Genomic DNA, 15,110 nt, shown 5'->3' with positions numbered 1-15,110 from the left:
TAATGTTTACTGAAAACATCAAACTTTTTCTGAAAATTCGCTTGCTGTGGTCTTCTTATTCTGGTACTTTTAGTAAGGATAAATTTTAAGGAGTGTTGAAGTGTGACAAAAAAATTATCATGGCGTGATTACCTTTACGTAGGTTCCATGCTATTTGGCTTATTTTTCGGGGCGGGAAATTTGATTTTTCCAGTTCATATGGGACAAGAGGCTGGTGCTACTATTTTTCTAGCGAACCTCGGCTTTTTGATCACAGGTATCGGCTTGCCATTTCTAGGTGTGATTGCCATTGGGATTTCCAAAAGTAACGGGGTGTTTGACTTAGCAACTCGGGTGAATCGACGCTATGCTGTTGGTTTTACTGTATTATTATATCTAACGATTGGGCCTTTTTTTGCCTTACCTCGTCTGGCAACAACGTCTTTTGAAATTGGCTTAGTGCCCTTTATTCCAAGTGATCAGCATAAATTAATTTTAGCAGTCTTTTCGGCGCTATTCTTTCTGGTTGCTTGGGCCTTTTCACGTAAACCGACTAAGTTATTAGGGTATGTAGGAAAATTTTTAAATCCATTATTTCTATTTTTATTGGCGATTTTGATTTTATTTGCTTTCTTAACGCCACTCGGAACGATCTCTTTAGCACCTGTTGCAGATAGTTATGCGGCCAACCCTTTTTTTAAAGGATTTACTGAAGGCTATAATACATTAGATGCACTAGCTTCTCTGGCTTTTGGAATCATCATCGTTTCAACGATTCGAGGTATGGGTGTTGAAAAACCAAATGATATTGCGAAAGATACGATAAAGTCCGGCGCAATCAGTATTGTCTTGATGGGGATCATCTATACTTTGTTGTCTTATATGGGCACGATGAGTTTAGGGAAATTCCCGCTTAGTGAGAATGGCGGAATTGCTTTAGCTCAAATCGCTAACCACTATCTAGGTAATTTAGGTAGTATTTTACTTGCACTTATTGTTATCCTTGCCTGTTTAAAAACAGCAATCGGATTGATTACCGCTTTTTCTGAAACATTCAGCGAACTGTTTCCAAAAGGTTCCTATTCATTTTACATTGCGATAGCAAGTATATTACCTTGTTTGTTTGCAAATGTTGGATTAACAAATATCATTCAGTTTTCAATCCCTGTCTTGATGTTCCTTTATCCATTAGCGATGACCTTGATGATTTTAGTCATCGTCAGCCCGCTGTTTCATCATCGCAAAGAAGTCTATCGCACAACAACTTATATCACACTATTTGCTGCCTTACTTGATGCTTTGAACAGTGCGCCCGATTTTATTAAATCAAATACAGTGGTTACAACTATTTTAACCGCTGCTGAGGAATACTTGCCTTTATTTACGATTGGAATGGGCTGGGTTGTTCCTTCAGTACTTGGATTTATCATTGGTTTAATTTGGATCAAACTAAAAAAAGAACCTGATCTTAACTGATAACTGGAAAGACTGGGCAGAAATATTTAACTGCTAGAACCAAGTCCTTCAATTCTTAGTGTCTTTAGCACCTAAAAATTGATGAGATCGGAACGAACGGTAATTGCTTCTGCTTCAACCATTTATCAGGCTTTCTTAGGAGTGTGGTGTGACTCGTGGAGTTACACTACACTCCTTTTTGCTTCATAAGACGTCACGTCTTCTCTTTTCTGTGCGCTCAAAACAATAACTTTCTTCATTAGGATATAAAATCATCCTTTTAGAACTATATGAATGACTACGCAAAAACTAATTATCGTCTTAGCTGACAATTGACCATAAAGTACAGTAGAATAGGGGCAAGGAAGTGATTAGCATGCTCTATGAGGAATTGATGATGGATTCTGGAATGCTTACCAAATTTAAAGTATTCAAACGAATTACACAAATCAATCAGTCAGATATTTCTATTACTCAGTTATCTGAGGAACTATCTTTGAATTATCAACAGGTATTTATTATTATGAATGAAATCAATCATGATCTAGCTAAAGTAATCTCAACGCACCCCTCGATTTTACAAAAAGCTGGCAAGATCGACAGTACTAACTTACTCGTAACAATCGATGAATACCGGTATTTTCTATTAAAAAAATCGGTTCCGTTTCAATTTATTCTCTATTTTTTAAACCATGATTCTCCTAACATAGATGATTTTTGTCAACGCTATTACGTGAGCCGTTCAACAGTCTCTAGAAAGATGCTGCCTTTGAAAAGACACGTAAAGCAATATAATCTGCGGTTTACATATACTGAAGCCAACTTGATTGGTGATGAACGTGCGGTCAGAGTCGCACTATTCGATGCCTTGTGGCTAGGAACCAGAGGAACGATCTGGCCATTTAAAAGTGTTCCCCGTGAAGAAGCGGAAAGACTGGCAGAAGCATTTTCTGAATATTTCCCATTATCCAGAACCTATTTAGGCTCTAAAGAATTGCCTTATTTTGCAGCGATTTTTCTCTGTCGCACTCGGAAAAAGATTTTTGTTTCGTATGATGAACGGTATGATTTCTTGATGCAGGATAATCCTTACTATGATTTTGAGCGTCTCAACAAAGAACTAGGGCCACATCAAGCTTTGCCTCCTAAATACACAAAAGGGGAAAGCAGCTTTATCTTTTTTCTCGCACATTATGCGCCTTTTTATACCTTAGATGATGATCCGTCCTTGTCTCAAACACTACACGATTTCTCAATAAGACCAAATCCTGTCTATGAATTGGTTCAAGAATTTTTAGACTATGCTAAAATCAACATCTTTAAAAAAGAGCCAGAAGTTCTTGATAAACCCGTTCTTATTGGAAATTTACTGAATATTGCCTTTACTTTTTATGTTTTGCGTCAACCCTTCCCTAACCTTCAAAAATTAGTGGAGTTACCACGTAAAAAGAAAAAAGCGGACGAACTTTTGGAAACGAAAATTCAAGTTTTTTTTGATGAAAAAGTAAAGGAAAAAGAATATAAATTTATTTATACCATCAAAAATCCGCTGGTTAAAATGTTCAAAAGTGTATTACTTCCTGTTTATGACAAACCAAAACATTCAGAGCATTTAAACATCGGTGTGGCTTTTGAGCATAATTTTCTTCTAGTTAGAAGGATCTATCAGTTCTTAAATGATTTAGGTTTTGTGGATTCTGCTCCTTATCAGGAAGAGCTAAATGAGCAATACGATTTGGTGATCAGTTCTTCTCTATTACCAAGGAAAAAATACCCAGAATTACCGCTTTACTTCTGGGATCTCTCTTATGATGAAGAAGAATTAGCTGATTTATATCGGACGTTACAACAGCTTTTTGAGAAAAAAAATATTGTTCAAGAATAAGTACAGAATTGTACGATTATTAAATGTCTCATCATGCATTACATGAGCATTGCTAAGCACATGCGGTTTTATCTATTTATTTTAAAAAAATCTAAGGGTCAAGAGCAAGACATATTAGCTTTTGCTCCTTCCCTTAGATTAACTACTTATATAAGATGAAATTCACTCATCATAGGTAGACTGGTGAAAAAATTCCATATCTAATCCTTTTTCTTGTTCTTCTTCTGTTGTCTCTATTCTTGTTATTTTTGATGAAACAATTAGAATAAGTCTTGTTATGATGAATGCATACGCTGCGACGAAGCAGACACCTAAAATTTGAACCAGCAGTGCATTTAAGCCGCTAGCAGTTACTAATGAAGCACCTGTTCCGAAGATACCAATTAAAATAGTTCCAGTGAATCCACCAATACCATGGACCCCCCATACATCCAATGCATCATCCCAACCTTTTTTCTTGCGAAAATCAACAGCAAGGTTACAAATAATTGCTGCGATGGCACCAATAGCAATTGCTTCTGTTGGTTTTACATATCCTGCGCAAGGGGTTATCGTTGCTAATCCTGCAACTGACCCAGTCAAAATATCCACAAAATCATAGTACCCCTTCTTAAATTTGGCAAATAAAATCCATACAGTTAAAGATGTAGCAAGTGCAACAAACGTTGAAACAAATGCATTCACTGCTTGAATATCTGCACGTAATGCACCACCAGAATTAAACCCAAACCAACCAAACCATAAAAGTCCAGTTCCGATTGCAGCGATCATCAAATTATTGTGTTGGCTTTTTTGTTGTTCCGTCAACTTTCTTTGTCCTAAGTATAAGATCGTTGCAAGAGAACCAAATCCAGCCGTCGTATGAATAACTGTACCGCCAGCAAAGTCTTTAAAGTTGAAATTACTTAAGAATCCACCACCCCAAACCCAATGGCAGACAGGAAAATAAATCAATAAATTCCAGCCGATTAACAGTAAAATATACCCTTTCATCGTCAAACGATCTGCAAAAGCCCCTGTCATAAGAGGGACGGTGATCACACAAAACATCAATTGAAAAGCAAAAAACATTAAAAAGGGAATCGTTGCCCCATGTAAAAGGTTCGCTAACGTGCCGACATTTTTCATCAAGAAGAAATCAGCTGGATTTCCGATAATACCATGAAAATCTGAACCAAATGCTAGCCCAAACCCTCCAAAAATCCACATTAACGTTGTGACTCCAACTGAAACAAATGATTGTCCCATAATGATTAATATATTATTTTTACGTGCCAAACCTCCATAGAAAAAAGCTAAACCTGGTGTCATTAAACACACCATTGCTGTACATAAAATCATAAATGCTGTATCGCCTGTATTAATTGAATTTGACATGAATTCCATTCCTTTCTTTGAATCTATTTCAATATAGTAATTCATTTTGCTACACTACTAGCAAATTATACTATTTGGCGCTCAAATTTGAGCATCAATCAAAGCTTGGACATAAGCAGATTTCGCATGCATCAATTGACTCGTTTCTATCACTTCTTCTAAATGTCCCTCTTTTAAAAAAATAAGTTTGTCACAAAAATAAGTAGCCAGTTCTAAATTATGAGTAACGACTATATAATACAAGTTAAATTCCTTTTTTAAAGCAAGTAACAACTCAAGCATACGGTCCACATTAAATAAGTCTAACGAACTAAAGGCTTCATCCAAAATCAATACCTTTGCTTCCGTTAAGATACTTCTCGCAATACAAACACGCTGAATCTGCCCACCACTTAAGTTTCTTGGCTTCTTGTCTAAGAGTTCTTCAGATAATCCCACTTTATTTAAAACAGTAATTATCTTTTCTTTTGTTTCTTGTGTTTTATTGTTTTTACTAACTGATTCTACTAAGGCTTTTTCTACAGTAAAGTCCGGATTGATTGCAGAGGTGTACTCTTGAAATATCATGCTCACTGGGTTCTTTTGTTTGAGTGGCTCGTTTAGTTTAAATATGATTTCCCCTGACCCTTTATCTGGTTTTTCAATACCAGCTATTAGTTTAGCTAATGTTGTTTTCCCACTACCACTTTCTCCTAAAATACCAATAATCTCTTCTGAAATACAAAGTGAAAACGGCTTTAATCCACCGTCCATATTTTCTCTTGGCTTGAATAACCGCTTTTTGTAATACGTCTTTGATAATTGCTCAAGAACTAACCAATTTTCCATCTTTTAATCTCCAAAATGTCGAACCTATTTTATTTTTTATTCTACGCATTTTTACCAAATATGAGGTTGGATCAGTATCCATTTTATCTATTTTTTTGTGTTCAATTTTTCTACCTGCTTCTAAAACCAGCGCCGTATCGCATAAGTAATCTACAATAGCAATATCATGTGTCGCCAAAAGTAGAGTCGTCTCATTTCGTTTTTTTAGCTGCAAGAAGCTATCTAGAATTCTCTTTCTATTTACCGTGTCCAATGCACTCGTCGGCTCATCTGCAATAATCACTTTGGGTTTCAAAATAAGTGCTAACCCAATTGCACAGCGCTGTAACGTTCCACCAGATAATTGAAAGGGGTATTTGTTTAAAATACTCTCAGGTAAATCCATACTTTCCAATAACTCTTGAATCATATTTGTTCTTTCACTTACAGAAAATCGATTTTCTGTCAATGTTTCTTTCAATTGCACACCCATTTTTTCAATAGGATCAAATGCTTCTGAAGCATTTTGAGGGATGTATGTTAATTCGCGACTTAATACCGCCGAAAAATGAACATTGGTTTTCTCCTGAATAACGATTTTATTTTTAGTATCCGGAAAATAGGCAATTAATCCACTTGAATGAAGTGATTTTGGACAGATTCTCATAATCGTTTTAAGAAGTGTTGTTTTCCCACTTCCACTTGGTGCAAGAATGCCTAAAAACTCATTTCTTTCTACTTGAAAAGTTAGGTTATCAAGGACTCTTTTATTTGTTTTGAGTTCATTTACGCTCAACTCTTCCACTACCAAAATTAGTGTATTTTCCATTACTTTCTCCCTCGTTACTCGCTATTCGCTTCGTTGATTCCTTCTGCAACCGCGTCTCCGATATAATTGAGCATCGCTATCACAAGAAATAGTGTGATCCCAGCAGGAATCATCTGCCAAGGCTCAACTATAGCGATTTCTCTGGATTCGTTTAACATTCTACCCCACTCAGCTGTTGGTGGCTGAATCCCAACCCCGAGAAAAGATAGCGCACTAATACTCATAATCACTGCACTAATATCTAATGTAGAATAAACAATGATTGCCCGAATAATCGGGGGAAAAATGTGTTCTTTAAATACCCATCCTTTAGACTTTCCAGAACTTAGGGAGAAGACAACATAATTTTTTGTTTTATAATTAAGGACTTCTGTCCTGATCATTTTAACGTACCACGGAAATCGTACTACTGTCAGTGCTAAAATAATCGTCAGTAAACTAGGGCCTAAAATACCAATAATACATAAAGACATCATTTCATTCGGTAAAGAAAGCATCAGGTCACAAAATCGCATCATTGAGGCATCGATCCAACCACCAAACATCCCAGAAATTCCACCAAAAATGAGCCCGATCAAAAGAATCAAGAAAACAATCAAAAAGGAGAGAAGTAACGTCACTCTACCGCCATATAATATCCTCGAAAAAATATCTCGACCTAACATGTCTGTTCCAAAAAAATGTTCACTACTTGGATGAGCCAATTTATTCATAATATCTTGTTTGTTTGGATCATACGGTGACAAGACATTCGCAAAAATAATACCTAACATTAAAAGACTTAAAAAGAGAATAGAAACAAGAACTATTCTATCCTTGACTATTTTTTTCATTACATCCATCAGCTGCCTCGCTCTCTTAGTCTGGGATCAATCCTTTTGTTTAAGGAATCAATCAACAAACTACTGCTAATAAAGAACAATGACATAATGACAATATAGGCTTGCAAAACAGGTAAATCGCGGTTTCTGATTGAATTAATACAGAGAAGCCCCATACCAGGCCATGCAAAAACACTTTCTATAATAATGCTACCAGCAATCAGTTTGGGAATACTCACGCCAATCGAAACAACAGAAGAACGCAAAGAATTTTTCAATAAATGTTTCGTGATCGTTTTTTTTGAAAATCCTCTTGTAAAATAATAGTCGACATATGGCAACTGCTTATTTTGCAATAAATCATTGCGAATCAACCGAATATACGAACTAGAGTAGGCTAAAGAAAGTGTTAATGCTGGCAAGAAAACTGATAATAGCCCTTCGGCCCCTCCCGTTGGTAACCAATTTAGCTTTACAGAGAACAAAAAGATCAGTAACAACCCTAGCCAAAATGATGGAATTGCATTTAAGACAAAGGTGATCAATCTTAAGACTTTTTCAGTCCAATGATTTTGATAATTAGCTGCCAAAATCCCAAGTACTAAACAGGTTACAATAATGATGATCAGTGTCACTAGAGTCAAGAATACTGTATATGGAAAAGCCTCACTGATCATACCAGCAATCGATTTACCAGTAGCATAGCTTTTACCTAAATCCCCTTTTAGAGCCTGTTGAACCCAATCAATGTATCTTGAAAAAAAAGGTTGATCTAACCCCAATTCTGAACGCATCTGACGCACATTTTGTTCAGTTGGTGTGATTGCTTGGACTCTTAGTGCTACTTCAGCTGGATCATTGGATAGATACGTCAATAGGAAAAAAGGAATAAACGTTATTAAAAAAAGGAGAAGAAGGATTTTTCCACAATTTTTAATAATAGATTTAATCATTGTCACCCAACTTTCTATCCTTATTCAAAGAACATTTTTTCAAATGGTATTTCATATTGCGAATCATTAAACGTGATATTTTTAAGGTTAGCTTTACCGATTGCTTTCGTTTTCGAATACGAAATTGGGATATATACACATTGCTCGTTGATGTACGTCAAAATTTCGCTATAATCTGTTTGTCTCTGTTTTTCATCTGGCTCAATCATCACTTGTGTGATTTTATCATCCAACCATGCTTTTTTATCCAAGCCTAATTGTGCTTGATAATCTCCATGTGCCGGTATTCGCCAAGAAGAAAGATAAGATTGCGGATCGTAAGGCGTTCCCCACGACAACGAATACTGTAAATCGAACTCTCCATCTTTTTGACGATCAAGAAAATTCTGTTTTTCCTCAGAAATAATGGCTAAGTCCACTCCCACCTCTTTAAGATCCGCTTGAATCGATTGAGCGATCGTTCCTTCTTGTGCATTTTGTGAATTATAGGAAAAAGTTAGTGCTAAAGGTTTATCATCCTTCATACGTATTCCATTTTTTCCTACTTTCCATCCTGCTTCATCTAGTAATTGGTTTGCTTTTTCCACGTTGTAATTATAGCTCTTTAATTCAATATCACAATAAGGAGCCGTTTTTGGCAATAGCGCATCTGCTTTGTCTTCTGAATTGTTTAGTACACCTTTAATAATCTTCTCTTTGTTGACTGCGTAAGTTAACGCTTCTCTAACCTTTAGTGAACTCAGATTTTCTCGTTTACTATTTAATAGTATTGCACGAGAGGCTACCGGTTGGCTAGATACGGCTGTAAAAGCATCCTTGTCAGCTTTCATTGCGTTATAAGCATCCATATTTAATTGGTCGCCATCTGCACCATAAATAAGATCAATTTCTCCTTTTTTTAGAGCAAGTAATAATGCTTGTGAATCTGGAATTACTTTCCAATCCACTTCTGAAACTTTTGGTTTTTCACCCCAATAATCTTCATTCACTACAAAGTGTGCATATTGATTGTCCTTGTGTGTTTCCAGTTTAAACGGCCCAGTCCCCACATAGCTTGACACACCAGTTTTAGATCCTCCCTCAATGAAACTTTTAGGCGAGATAAAACGAAATGGCCTAGTCAACCCAAGTTCAATCAAGGTTGGGTAGTAGGGATGTTTTAATGTCAATTTGAAAGTCTCATCATCTATTACTTGTGTCGATTCGATTTCATTCACCATATCTAACCAAGCATGACGTTCCTTATTAGCCAAAACTGCATCAAAATTTTGCTTCACAGCATCTGCATTAAATGCCGTACCATCCGTAAATTTCACATTAGTTTGTAAAGAAAAGGTATATTCTTTACCATCATCAGAAATAGCCCAGCTTTTTGCTAACGCAGGTTTGACTTTTCCCTCTTCATTTTTGGTCAATCCTTCGAAAACCATATTTTGCGCAGCCATTTCCCCATTGTATAAATGCGGATTAATATCTCGTATATCTTTTGTACTACCGTAATTTATTTGATTAGAAGATCGACTCTCTTTTTTTGATGAATTACAGCCTGCTAAAATTAGTAGCATCATAGAGAAAGTAAAAAAGAAGACTGGCATCCATTTTCTTTTCTTTGCCAACAACTCATCTCCTTTGCCATTTATTTTATTGCTTCTATTAGGAATATAGGGGAAAACAAGAAATTGATTTTCTGAATATCACTTAGTAATTGGTCATTCATATTCTCATGAATTGTAATAGATTGGAATCCACACTCTTTCAATACCTTCTTATCCCATATAGGACGGTTAATTTTTGATAAAGGCATTTCTTTAGCTAAGTCTTCCATCCAATCAATGTCTGTCCCTTCATAATAATCTTTAACAGCCATCTCTTGCGTCAATTCTCGATTTTTTTCATATTTCTCCCGAAGCGTTTCATCGTAAAGATATTTGTACCAATTTGAATCAAAATTTAGTAAGATTCCTCCTGGTTTTAATACTCGATACCATTCTTTATATGCTTCCTTTGGATTTTCTAGATTCCAAGTGACATTTCTTGTGACAATTGCATCGAAGTGTGCTGTATCAAATGTCAACTTATGGGCATCCATCAATGTCCATTCGATTTTTTCAACGAGATCACCCGCATTCAACTTCGCTTGAATCAACATTTCTTCTGTCATATCGATTGACGTCACTTCAAAACCTTTTTCAGCAAGCAATATGGAGAGAAAACCTGGACCAGTACCTATATCAAGAATTTTTTTAACTGGTTTTTCGTTTGCATTAAAAGCACTAAGGATGACATTTTGCCATAATGTTTTTGGTTCTCCCAGTAATTCTTCATGATGCTGTTGTCCATATGTTTCAGATCTCTTTGACCAGTAATCAATAATTTCATTTTTAAATGTCTTCTTAGCCATTTCCACACTACTTTCCCCTTTTTACTACATAACAGAAAAATACCTCGCCATTTCTTACTAAAAAGTTCGTAAAAACCCTTCTTCTTGTCCATTAATTCTGAATGTAGTTGTCATTTTTACTAAGAATCAATTCAGGATAATGAAGCTGTTCTATTCGAAAATGATTGAGAGCTTGCATCAGGATATAGCGATTTTCTTCTCCACTTTTCCCCAGCGCTCGAAGCACAAAACCAGGTTTTTCTAAACTTGAAATGCCAAAATTGACAGTTGTTTCAATTTTATTTAATTTCTTTCTAATTGTTTCAATAACCTCTTTTGTACAAGAAGGACTGATAATTATCAACGTGTTATAATTCAAGCCGTCTTCAAAATAACCTAGTGCAGACATATCATTTTTCAATGGCTCTGATAGTAAATGGTCATTGTAGATTAATTCTTCATCCATATATATACTTGTTTTCATCTGTAATTCAGCGTATTGAAACGGTTGCTCATCAGCAGACCAGCCCGCTGTTACACCATCCATTAAAATTAGCGTTGCATTTTCTTTCATCTGAACGATTGTTTCTTGTTTGTAAATTGAATTTTTATAAGGAATTACTTCATCTGTTAAATATTCAAATGTGCTATTTTCTTCTAAAACCAGCTGTGTTTTTTGTGTTGTTTGTATTTTATTATCACATTTGTATACGTAAGTTGGTGCTTGAGTTGTCACGATAGCATGCGCTTCTTTGGCTACCGTAACATCCAGTTCATATTTCTCTCCCTCAAGGAAACCCCCACCCGTACTAATAAAGAAGTAATATGGTGTTTTCTCATTCGCTAATGGAATATTCGAGGACACGCGAGAATTGCCCTCATGATAAATTCTAGACGCAATGGTTCGGTTATTACGATTGGTAAATGCCATTTCAATAAGTCCGTCTGTATCTTGCCTCATATTATAATCCTTCTAGTAAAACATTTTTACGGATCCATTCATTTACGGCTGCTACCCCTTCTTGATCCTTTAAGTTAGTAAATAAAAAAGTATTATCTTCTCGAAAAACCTCGGTGTCTTTTTTCATGACATCTAAATCAGCACCAACATACGGAGCCAAATCGATTTTATTGATGATAAATAAATCACTCTTGATCATTCCTTGACCTGCTTTTCTAGGAATTTTTTCTCCTTGGGCCACATCAATAATATAAATAGAGGAATCGACTAATTCTGGACTAAACGTTGCGGCTAAATTATCCCCACCACTTTCCAAAAAAATTACATCTAAATCTTCAAATCGTTCTTCTAATTGTTCAATAGCTGCAAAATTCATTGATGCATCTTCACGAATTGCTGTATGTGGACATCCTCCAGTTTCTACACCGATAATACGATCTTCACTTAAAACAGAGTTATCACATAAGAATTTTGCATCTTCTTTTGTATAGATATCATTGGTTATTACTGCGACGTTCAAATCCTCATTCATTTGTCTAACTAAACGTTCAATAAGTAATGTTTTCCCTGATCCAACAGGTCCACCGACACCAATTATTACTGTTTTTTTCATCTGTTATTTCCTCCCTATGACATAAAAAGTCTGAATACTTGTGTTTCATGGTTAATTTGTGACAATTCGATTCCAGGTACATTGGCTCCTAAATAAGATGCGTCCAATTGCTTCATTTCTGCTACTATCTCTTCTAGAAGTGGGATTGTTCTTTGTAGAATTAATTGCCCGCTTTTTTGCCCTAGAGGGACTGCTCTGACAGCGTTTTGAATCATCGTAGAATTTATACTATAGCCATAAAGTAAGATTGCTTCATCTGCATCCAGTCCTTTATAATGAGCAAAAATAGCAAAAACAATCGCTGGATTTCCATAAACAGTAGCCTTTTTGATTTGTTGCTTATAATCATCTAGTAATGGAATATCATGTAAGGTTTGAACTAAATCAATCATTTGCTTCGCAATCATTTTTGTCCCATTTCTTGTTTCAGCTGCTTGTGAGGAACATGTAATGATTTTATCGTATTCCCAAATTACTTCTATTTTTTCTTCTTCCAAAGCTTTAAAACAAAGATTTATAAGTAACCCTTCACCGTATTTAAATTGTGTTTTTAAATACGTATCTAACCAAATTTCAAAATCATCTGCATTCGTTATTTTATCTGTTCTCAAATAATTTTCCATACCAAAGGAATGATTGAATGTCCCAATAGGAAAAGTGGAATCGCAGACTTGTACAACATCTAAAAAATTTTCAAACCTTTTTACATTAATGTTCATGCGACAAGTCCACATGTTTCAAAGCTTTTTTCAACTTGATTTTTTTAATCTCGTAGTCTATGTCCTTTTTATTTAAAAGATCAACTACAGTTGGATCTACTTCTAAAACAATTTTCCCGTCTTCTACAACAACAGGTTTATGTGTATTTCCAAGTAAGTGAGCAATTTCACCCATTTCATCCATCGTTGACGGTTTAATAATAATCATTTCTTCAGAGCGTACCGCAATGACTAATATGTTATGGTCATCGACAAAAAAGATAGAACCATTACGCAACGCTTCACTTTCACTTGTTAATCGAATACCATAATCGTTGCCATGATCTGTGGTTACCCTTAAAATTCTTTTGTTTAAATCATCACTGTTTAATCTAACCGTTTCAACATGATATTTCGTAATATCATCAATTTCATCAAGATTTGAATCAATAGCTGTCAAAATCATATTCTTCCTCCTGTAATAACATATTGATAATTTAACAGAACAAAAGTGGCATTAGCTTCCTTAAAATTTCTTCTAAATGTATATAGATATCATTTTTTTAAAAGAATTTTTGATAGCTTGCCACTTTTGTCCCAGCATTTTTCTGTTTAGAATAGGTAATATCTTTGGCTTAACGCCACAGTGTCGACGGGATCACAAGTAATCAATTCGTCATCAATCTTCACATCAAATGTATGAGGGTCAACAGTAATCGTTTTTGGACTGAAATTATTTAATTTCATGTCTCGCTTGGTTAAATTTCTTGTATTATGAACAGGTAAAACTACTTTTTCAAGTCCAATGTTTTCCTTGATTCCATGATCGTATGCAAACTGTGAAACGAATGTAATATTTGTGGCAGTCACAGCCTTGCCGCATGCCCCAAAGAGATCTCTCATTAGACGAGGTTGTGGTGTAGGTAGACTTGAACTTGCATCTCCCATCACACCATAACTAATCATGCCCATTTTTAAAACCATTTTGGGTTTTGCTCCAAACTTCGCTGGTTCCCAAATGACTAAATCAGCATATTTTCCTACTTCAACGGATCCAATATAATCTGATACACCGTTTGTGATGGCTGGATTTATTGTGTATTTTGCAATATATCGTTTGATTCGATTATTATCGTTAAATTCACTATCTCCATCTAATGGTCCACGTTGTTTTTTCATTTTATCGGCCAATTGCCAACAACGCATTGCAACTTCACCAACACGTCCCATAGCCATTGCATCAGAAGTCATAATACTTAGTGCGCCCATATCATGTAAAACATCTTCTGCTGCAATCGTTTGTTTACGTACACGAGATTCTGCAAATGACACGTCTTCTGGTAATTTCGGATCCAAGTTATGACAAACCATGACCATATCAAATAGTTCACTGATTTCATTAATCGTATAAGGATTTGTTGGATTCGTTGATGAAGGCAATACATTATCGTGCCCCGCTACTACCATGATATCTGGTGCGTGTCCACCACCTGCACCTTCAGTATGGAATGTATGCACTGTTCGTCCTTGAAAAGCATCTAACGTATTTTGAACGAATCCCCCTTCATTAAGCGAATCAGTATGAACCGCAAATTGAACATCGTATTGATCAGCAGCTTTCAGTGAATTATCAATTCCAGCAGCAGTTGCGCCCCAATCTTCATGGTTTTTTATCGCCATGGCACCTGCTTCAATTTGTTCTGCTATCGTTTCAGGTACAGCACCCGCACCTTTTGCCATAACACCTATGTTGATTGGTAAGTTTTCGGCTGACTGAAGCATTCGTTCGATATGCCATTTACCAGGTGATGTAGTCGCTGAATTTGTTCCATCAGCTGGACCTGTTCCCCCACCGAATAATGTTGTAATGCCATTATCAAGTCCCGCTTGTGCTAAACCTGGTGAAATAAAATGAACATGAATATCCAATCCACCCGCTGTTACGATTAGACCCTCAGCAGAAATTGCTTCCGTACTAGCACCAACAACAAAGTCTATGTCATCCATATTATCTGGATTTCCGCCTTTACCAATGGCGATGATCTTACCATCGCGGATCCCTATATCCGCTTTAATAATTCCTGTATAGTCAATGATTGTTGCATTGGTGATAATTGTATCTACAACCAGTGGATTTGCTGCACGGGTTTCTGTAGCGCTTTGCCCCATGCCATCTCTCAAAACTTTTCCTCCACCAAACTTGCTTTCTTCACCGTGAATCGTATAATCCTTTTCAATTGCTGCAAATAAATCCGTATCTCCTAATCGAACACTATCCCCGACTATTGGGCCAAACATTTGCGCGTATTTACTTCTATCCATTTTAAAGCTCATATTTTTCCCTCTTTTCAG

14 protein-coding genes are annotated in these 15,110 nt (G+C 36.0%); 2 read left to right on the top strand and 12 right to left on the bottom strand.

The window, feature by feature from the left end; genetic code table 11:
- Nucleotides 1-102: 102 nt before the first annotated feature.
- Complete coding sequence (brnQ, locus tag IGJ34_RS02010; protein ID WP_430597995.1) at nt 103-1,455, top strand: branched-chain amino acid transport system II carrier protein; 1,353 nt, start codon at nt 103-105, stop codon at nt 1,453-1,455.
- Between the two features lie 355 nt (nt 1,456-1,810).
- A complete protein-coding gene (locus tag IGJ34_RS02005) occupies nt 1,811-3,319 on the top strand; it encodes a helix-turn-helix domain-containing protein (RefSeq protein WP_430598514.1) in 1,509 nt (502 codons plus the stop codon).
- 162 nt (nt 3,320-3,481) lie between these two features.
- On the opposite strand, the gene IGJ34_RS02000 is transcribed toward IGJ34_RS02005, so the two are convergent.
- The 12 genes from IGJ34_RS02000 to ureC form a co-directional block, all read right to left on the bottom strand.
- A complete protein-coding gene (locus IGJ34_RS02000; protein ID WP_430597994.1) occupies nt 3,482-4,696 on the bottom strand; it encodes an ammonium transporter in 1,215 nt (404 codons plus the stop codon).
- Between the two features lie 81 nt (nt 4,697-4,777).
- Nucleotides 4,778-5,524, bottom strand: coding sequence for an ABC transporter ATP-binding protein (locus IGJ34_RS01995; RefSeq protein ID WP_430597993.1), 747 nt, complete (start codon nt 5,522-5,524; stop codon nt 4,778-4,780).
- Nucleotides 5,502-6,332 carry a dipeptide/oligopeptide/nickel ABC transporter ATP-binding protein gene (locus IGJ34_RS01990; protein WP_430597992.1) on the bottom strand — a complete coding sequence of 277 codons (831 nt, stop codon included), beginning with the start codon at nt 6,330-6,332 and terminating at the stop codon, nt 5,502-5,504. Before IGJ34_RS01990 ends, IGJ34_RS01995 begins: the two co-directional genes overlap by 23 nt.
- 14 nt (nt 6,333-6,346) lie before the next feature.
- Nucleotides 6,347-7,174, bottom strand: a complete 828-nt coding sequence (locus IGJ34_RS01985; protein WP_206834230.1) for an ABC transporter permease — start codon at nt 7,172-7,174, stop codon at nt 6,347-6,349.
- The gene (locus IGJ34_RS01980; RefSeq protein WP_430598513.1) at nt 7,174-8,106 is read right to left on the bottom strand and encodes an ABC transporter permease; all 933 of its coding nucleotides are present in this window, start codon (nt 8,104-8,106) and stop codon (nt 7,174-7,176) included. The genes IGJ34_RS01985 and IGJ34_RS01980 overlap by 1 nt, the downstream gene beginning before the upstream one ends.
- Before the next feature lie 20 nt (nt 8,107-8,126).
- Nucleotides 8,127-9,722: a nickel ABC transporter substrate-binding protein gene (gene nikA, locus IGJ34_RS01975; protein ID WP_430597991.1), complete on the bottom strand. Its 1,596-nt coding sequence runs from the start codon at nt 9,720-9,722 to the stop codon at nt 8,127-8,129.
- A gap of 20 nt (nt 9,723-9,742) precedes the next feature.
- Nucleotides 9,743-10,507 carry a class I SAM-dependent methyltransferase gene (locus IGJ34_RS01970; RefSeq protein ID WP_430597990.1) on the bottom strand — a complete coding sequence of 255 codons (765 nt, stop codon included), beginning with the start codon at nt 10,505-10,507 and terminating at the stop codon, nt 9,743-9,745.
- A gap of 91 nt (nt 10,508-10,598) precedes the next feature.
- Nucleotides 10,599-11,447: an urease accessory protein UreD gene (locus tag IGJ34_RS01965; protein ID WP_430597989.1), complete on the bottom strand. Its 849-nt coding sequence runs from the start codon at nt 11,445-11,447 to the stop codon at nt 10,599-10,601.
- Between the two features lies 1 nt (nt 11,448).
- Nucleotides 11,449-12,060 carry an urease accessory protein UreG gene (gene ureG, locus IGJ34_RS01960; protein ID WP_069641212.1) on the bottom strand — a complete coding sequence of 204 codons (612 nt, stop codon included), beginning with the start codon at nt 12,058-12,060 and terminating at the stop codon, nt 11,449-11,451.
- Nucleotides 12,061-12,074: 14 nt separating this feature from the next.
- Nucleotides 12,075-12,779 (bottom strand): urease accessory protein UreF, encoded by a 705-nt coding sequence (locus IGJ34_RS01955; RefSeq protein ID WP_069654046.1) that lies wholly within the window; start codon nt 12,777-12,779, stop codon nt 12,075-12,077.
- A complete protein-coding gene (locus IGJ34_RS01950; RefSeq protein ID WP_069641210.1) occupies nt 12,769-13,224 on the bottom strand; it encodes an urease accessory protein UreE in 456 nt (151 codons plus the stop codon). Before IGJ34_RS01950 ends, IGJ34_RS01955 begins: the two co-directional genes overlap by 11 nt.
- 146 nt (nt 13,225-13,370) lie before the next feature.
- Nucleotides 13,371-15,092 (bottom strand): urease subunit alpha, encoded by a 1,722-nt coding sequence (ureC, locus tag IGJ34_RS01945; protein ID WP_069641209.1) that lies wholly within the window; start codon nt 15,090-15,092, stop codon nt 13,371-13,373.
- Between the last annotated feature and the right edge of the window lie 18 nt (nt 15,093-15,110).

Source organism: Enterococcus sp. AZ177 (genome assembly GCF_050544585.1).
GTDB lineage: Bacteria > Bacillota > Bacilli > Lactobacillales > Enterococcaceae > Enterococcus_L > Enterococcus_L plantarum.
This window is presented reverse-complemented; position numbering and strand designations above follow the sequence as displayed.

Bases quoted from the DNA above. Each gene is read 5' to 3' on its own strand.
- IGJ34_RS01995 (WP_430597993.1), bottom strand. From the start codon at position 5,524: ATGGAAAATTGGTTAGTTCTTGAGCAATTATCAAAGACGTATTACAAA.
- ureC (WP_069641209.1), bottom strand. From the start codon at position 15,092: ATGAGCTTTAAAATGGATAGAAGTAAATACGCGCAAATGTTTGGCCCA.
- IGJ34_RS01950 (WP_069641210.1), bottom strand. From the start codon at position 13,224: ATGATTTTGACAGCTATTGATTCAAATCTTGATGAAATTGATGATATT.
- IGJ34_RS01990 (WP_430597992.1), bottom strand. From the start codon at position 6,332: ATGGAAAATACACTAATTTTGGTAGTGGAAGAGTTGAGCGTAAATGAA.
- IGJ34_RS01970 (WP_430597990.1), bottom strand. From the start codon at position 10,507: ATGGCTAAGAAGACATTTAAAAATGAAATTATTGATTACTGGTCAAAG.
- IGJ34_RS01955 (WP_069654046.1), bottom strand. From the start codon at position 12,779: ATGAACATTAATGTAAAAAGGTTTGAAAATTTTTTAGATGTTGTACAA.
- IGJ34_RS01980 (WP_430598513.1), bottom strand. From the start codon at position 8,106: ATGATTAAATCTATTATTAAAAATTGTGGAAAAATCCTTCTTCTCCTT.
- IGJ34_RS02000 (WP_430597994.1), bottom strand. From the start codon at position 4,696: ATGTCAAATTCAATTAATACAGGCGATACAGCATTTATGATTTTATGT.
- IGJ34_RS01985 (WP_206834230.1), bottom strand. From the start codon at position 7,174: ATGGATGTAATGAAAAAAATAGTCAAGGATAGAATAGTTCTTGTTTCT.
- ureG (WP_069641212.1), bottom strand. From the start codon at position 12,060: ATGAAAAAAACAGTAATAATTGGTGTCGGTGGACCTGTTGGATCAGGG.
- IGJ34_RS02005 (WP_430598514.1), top strand. From the start codon at position 1,811: ATGCTCTATGAGGAATTGATGATGGATTCTGGAATGCTTACCAAATTT.
- IGJ34_RS01965 (WP_430597989.1), bottom strand. From the start codon at position 11,447: ATGAGGCAAGATACAGACGGACTTATTGAAATGGCATTTACCAATCGT.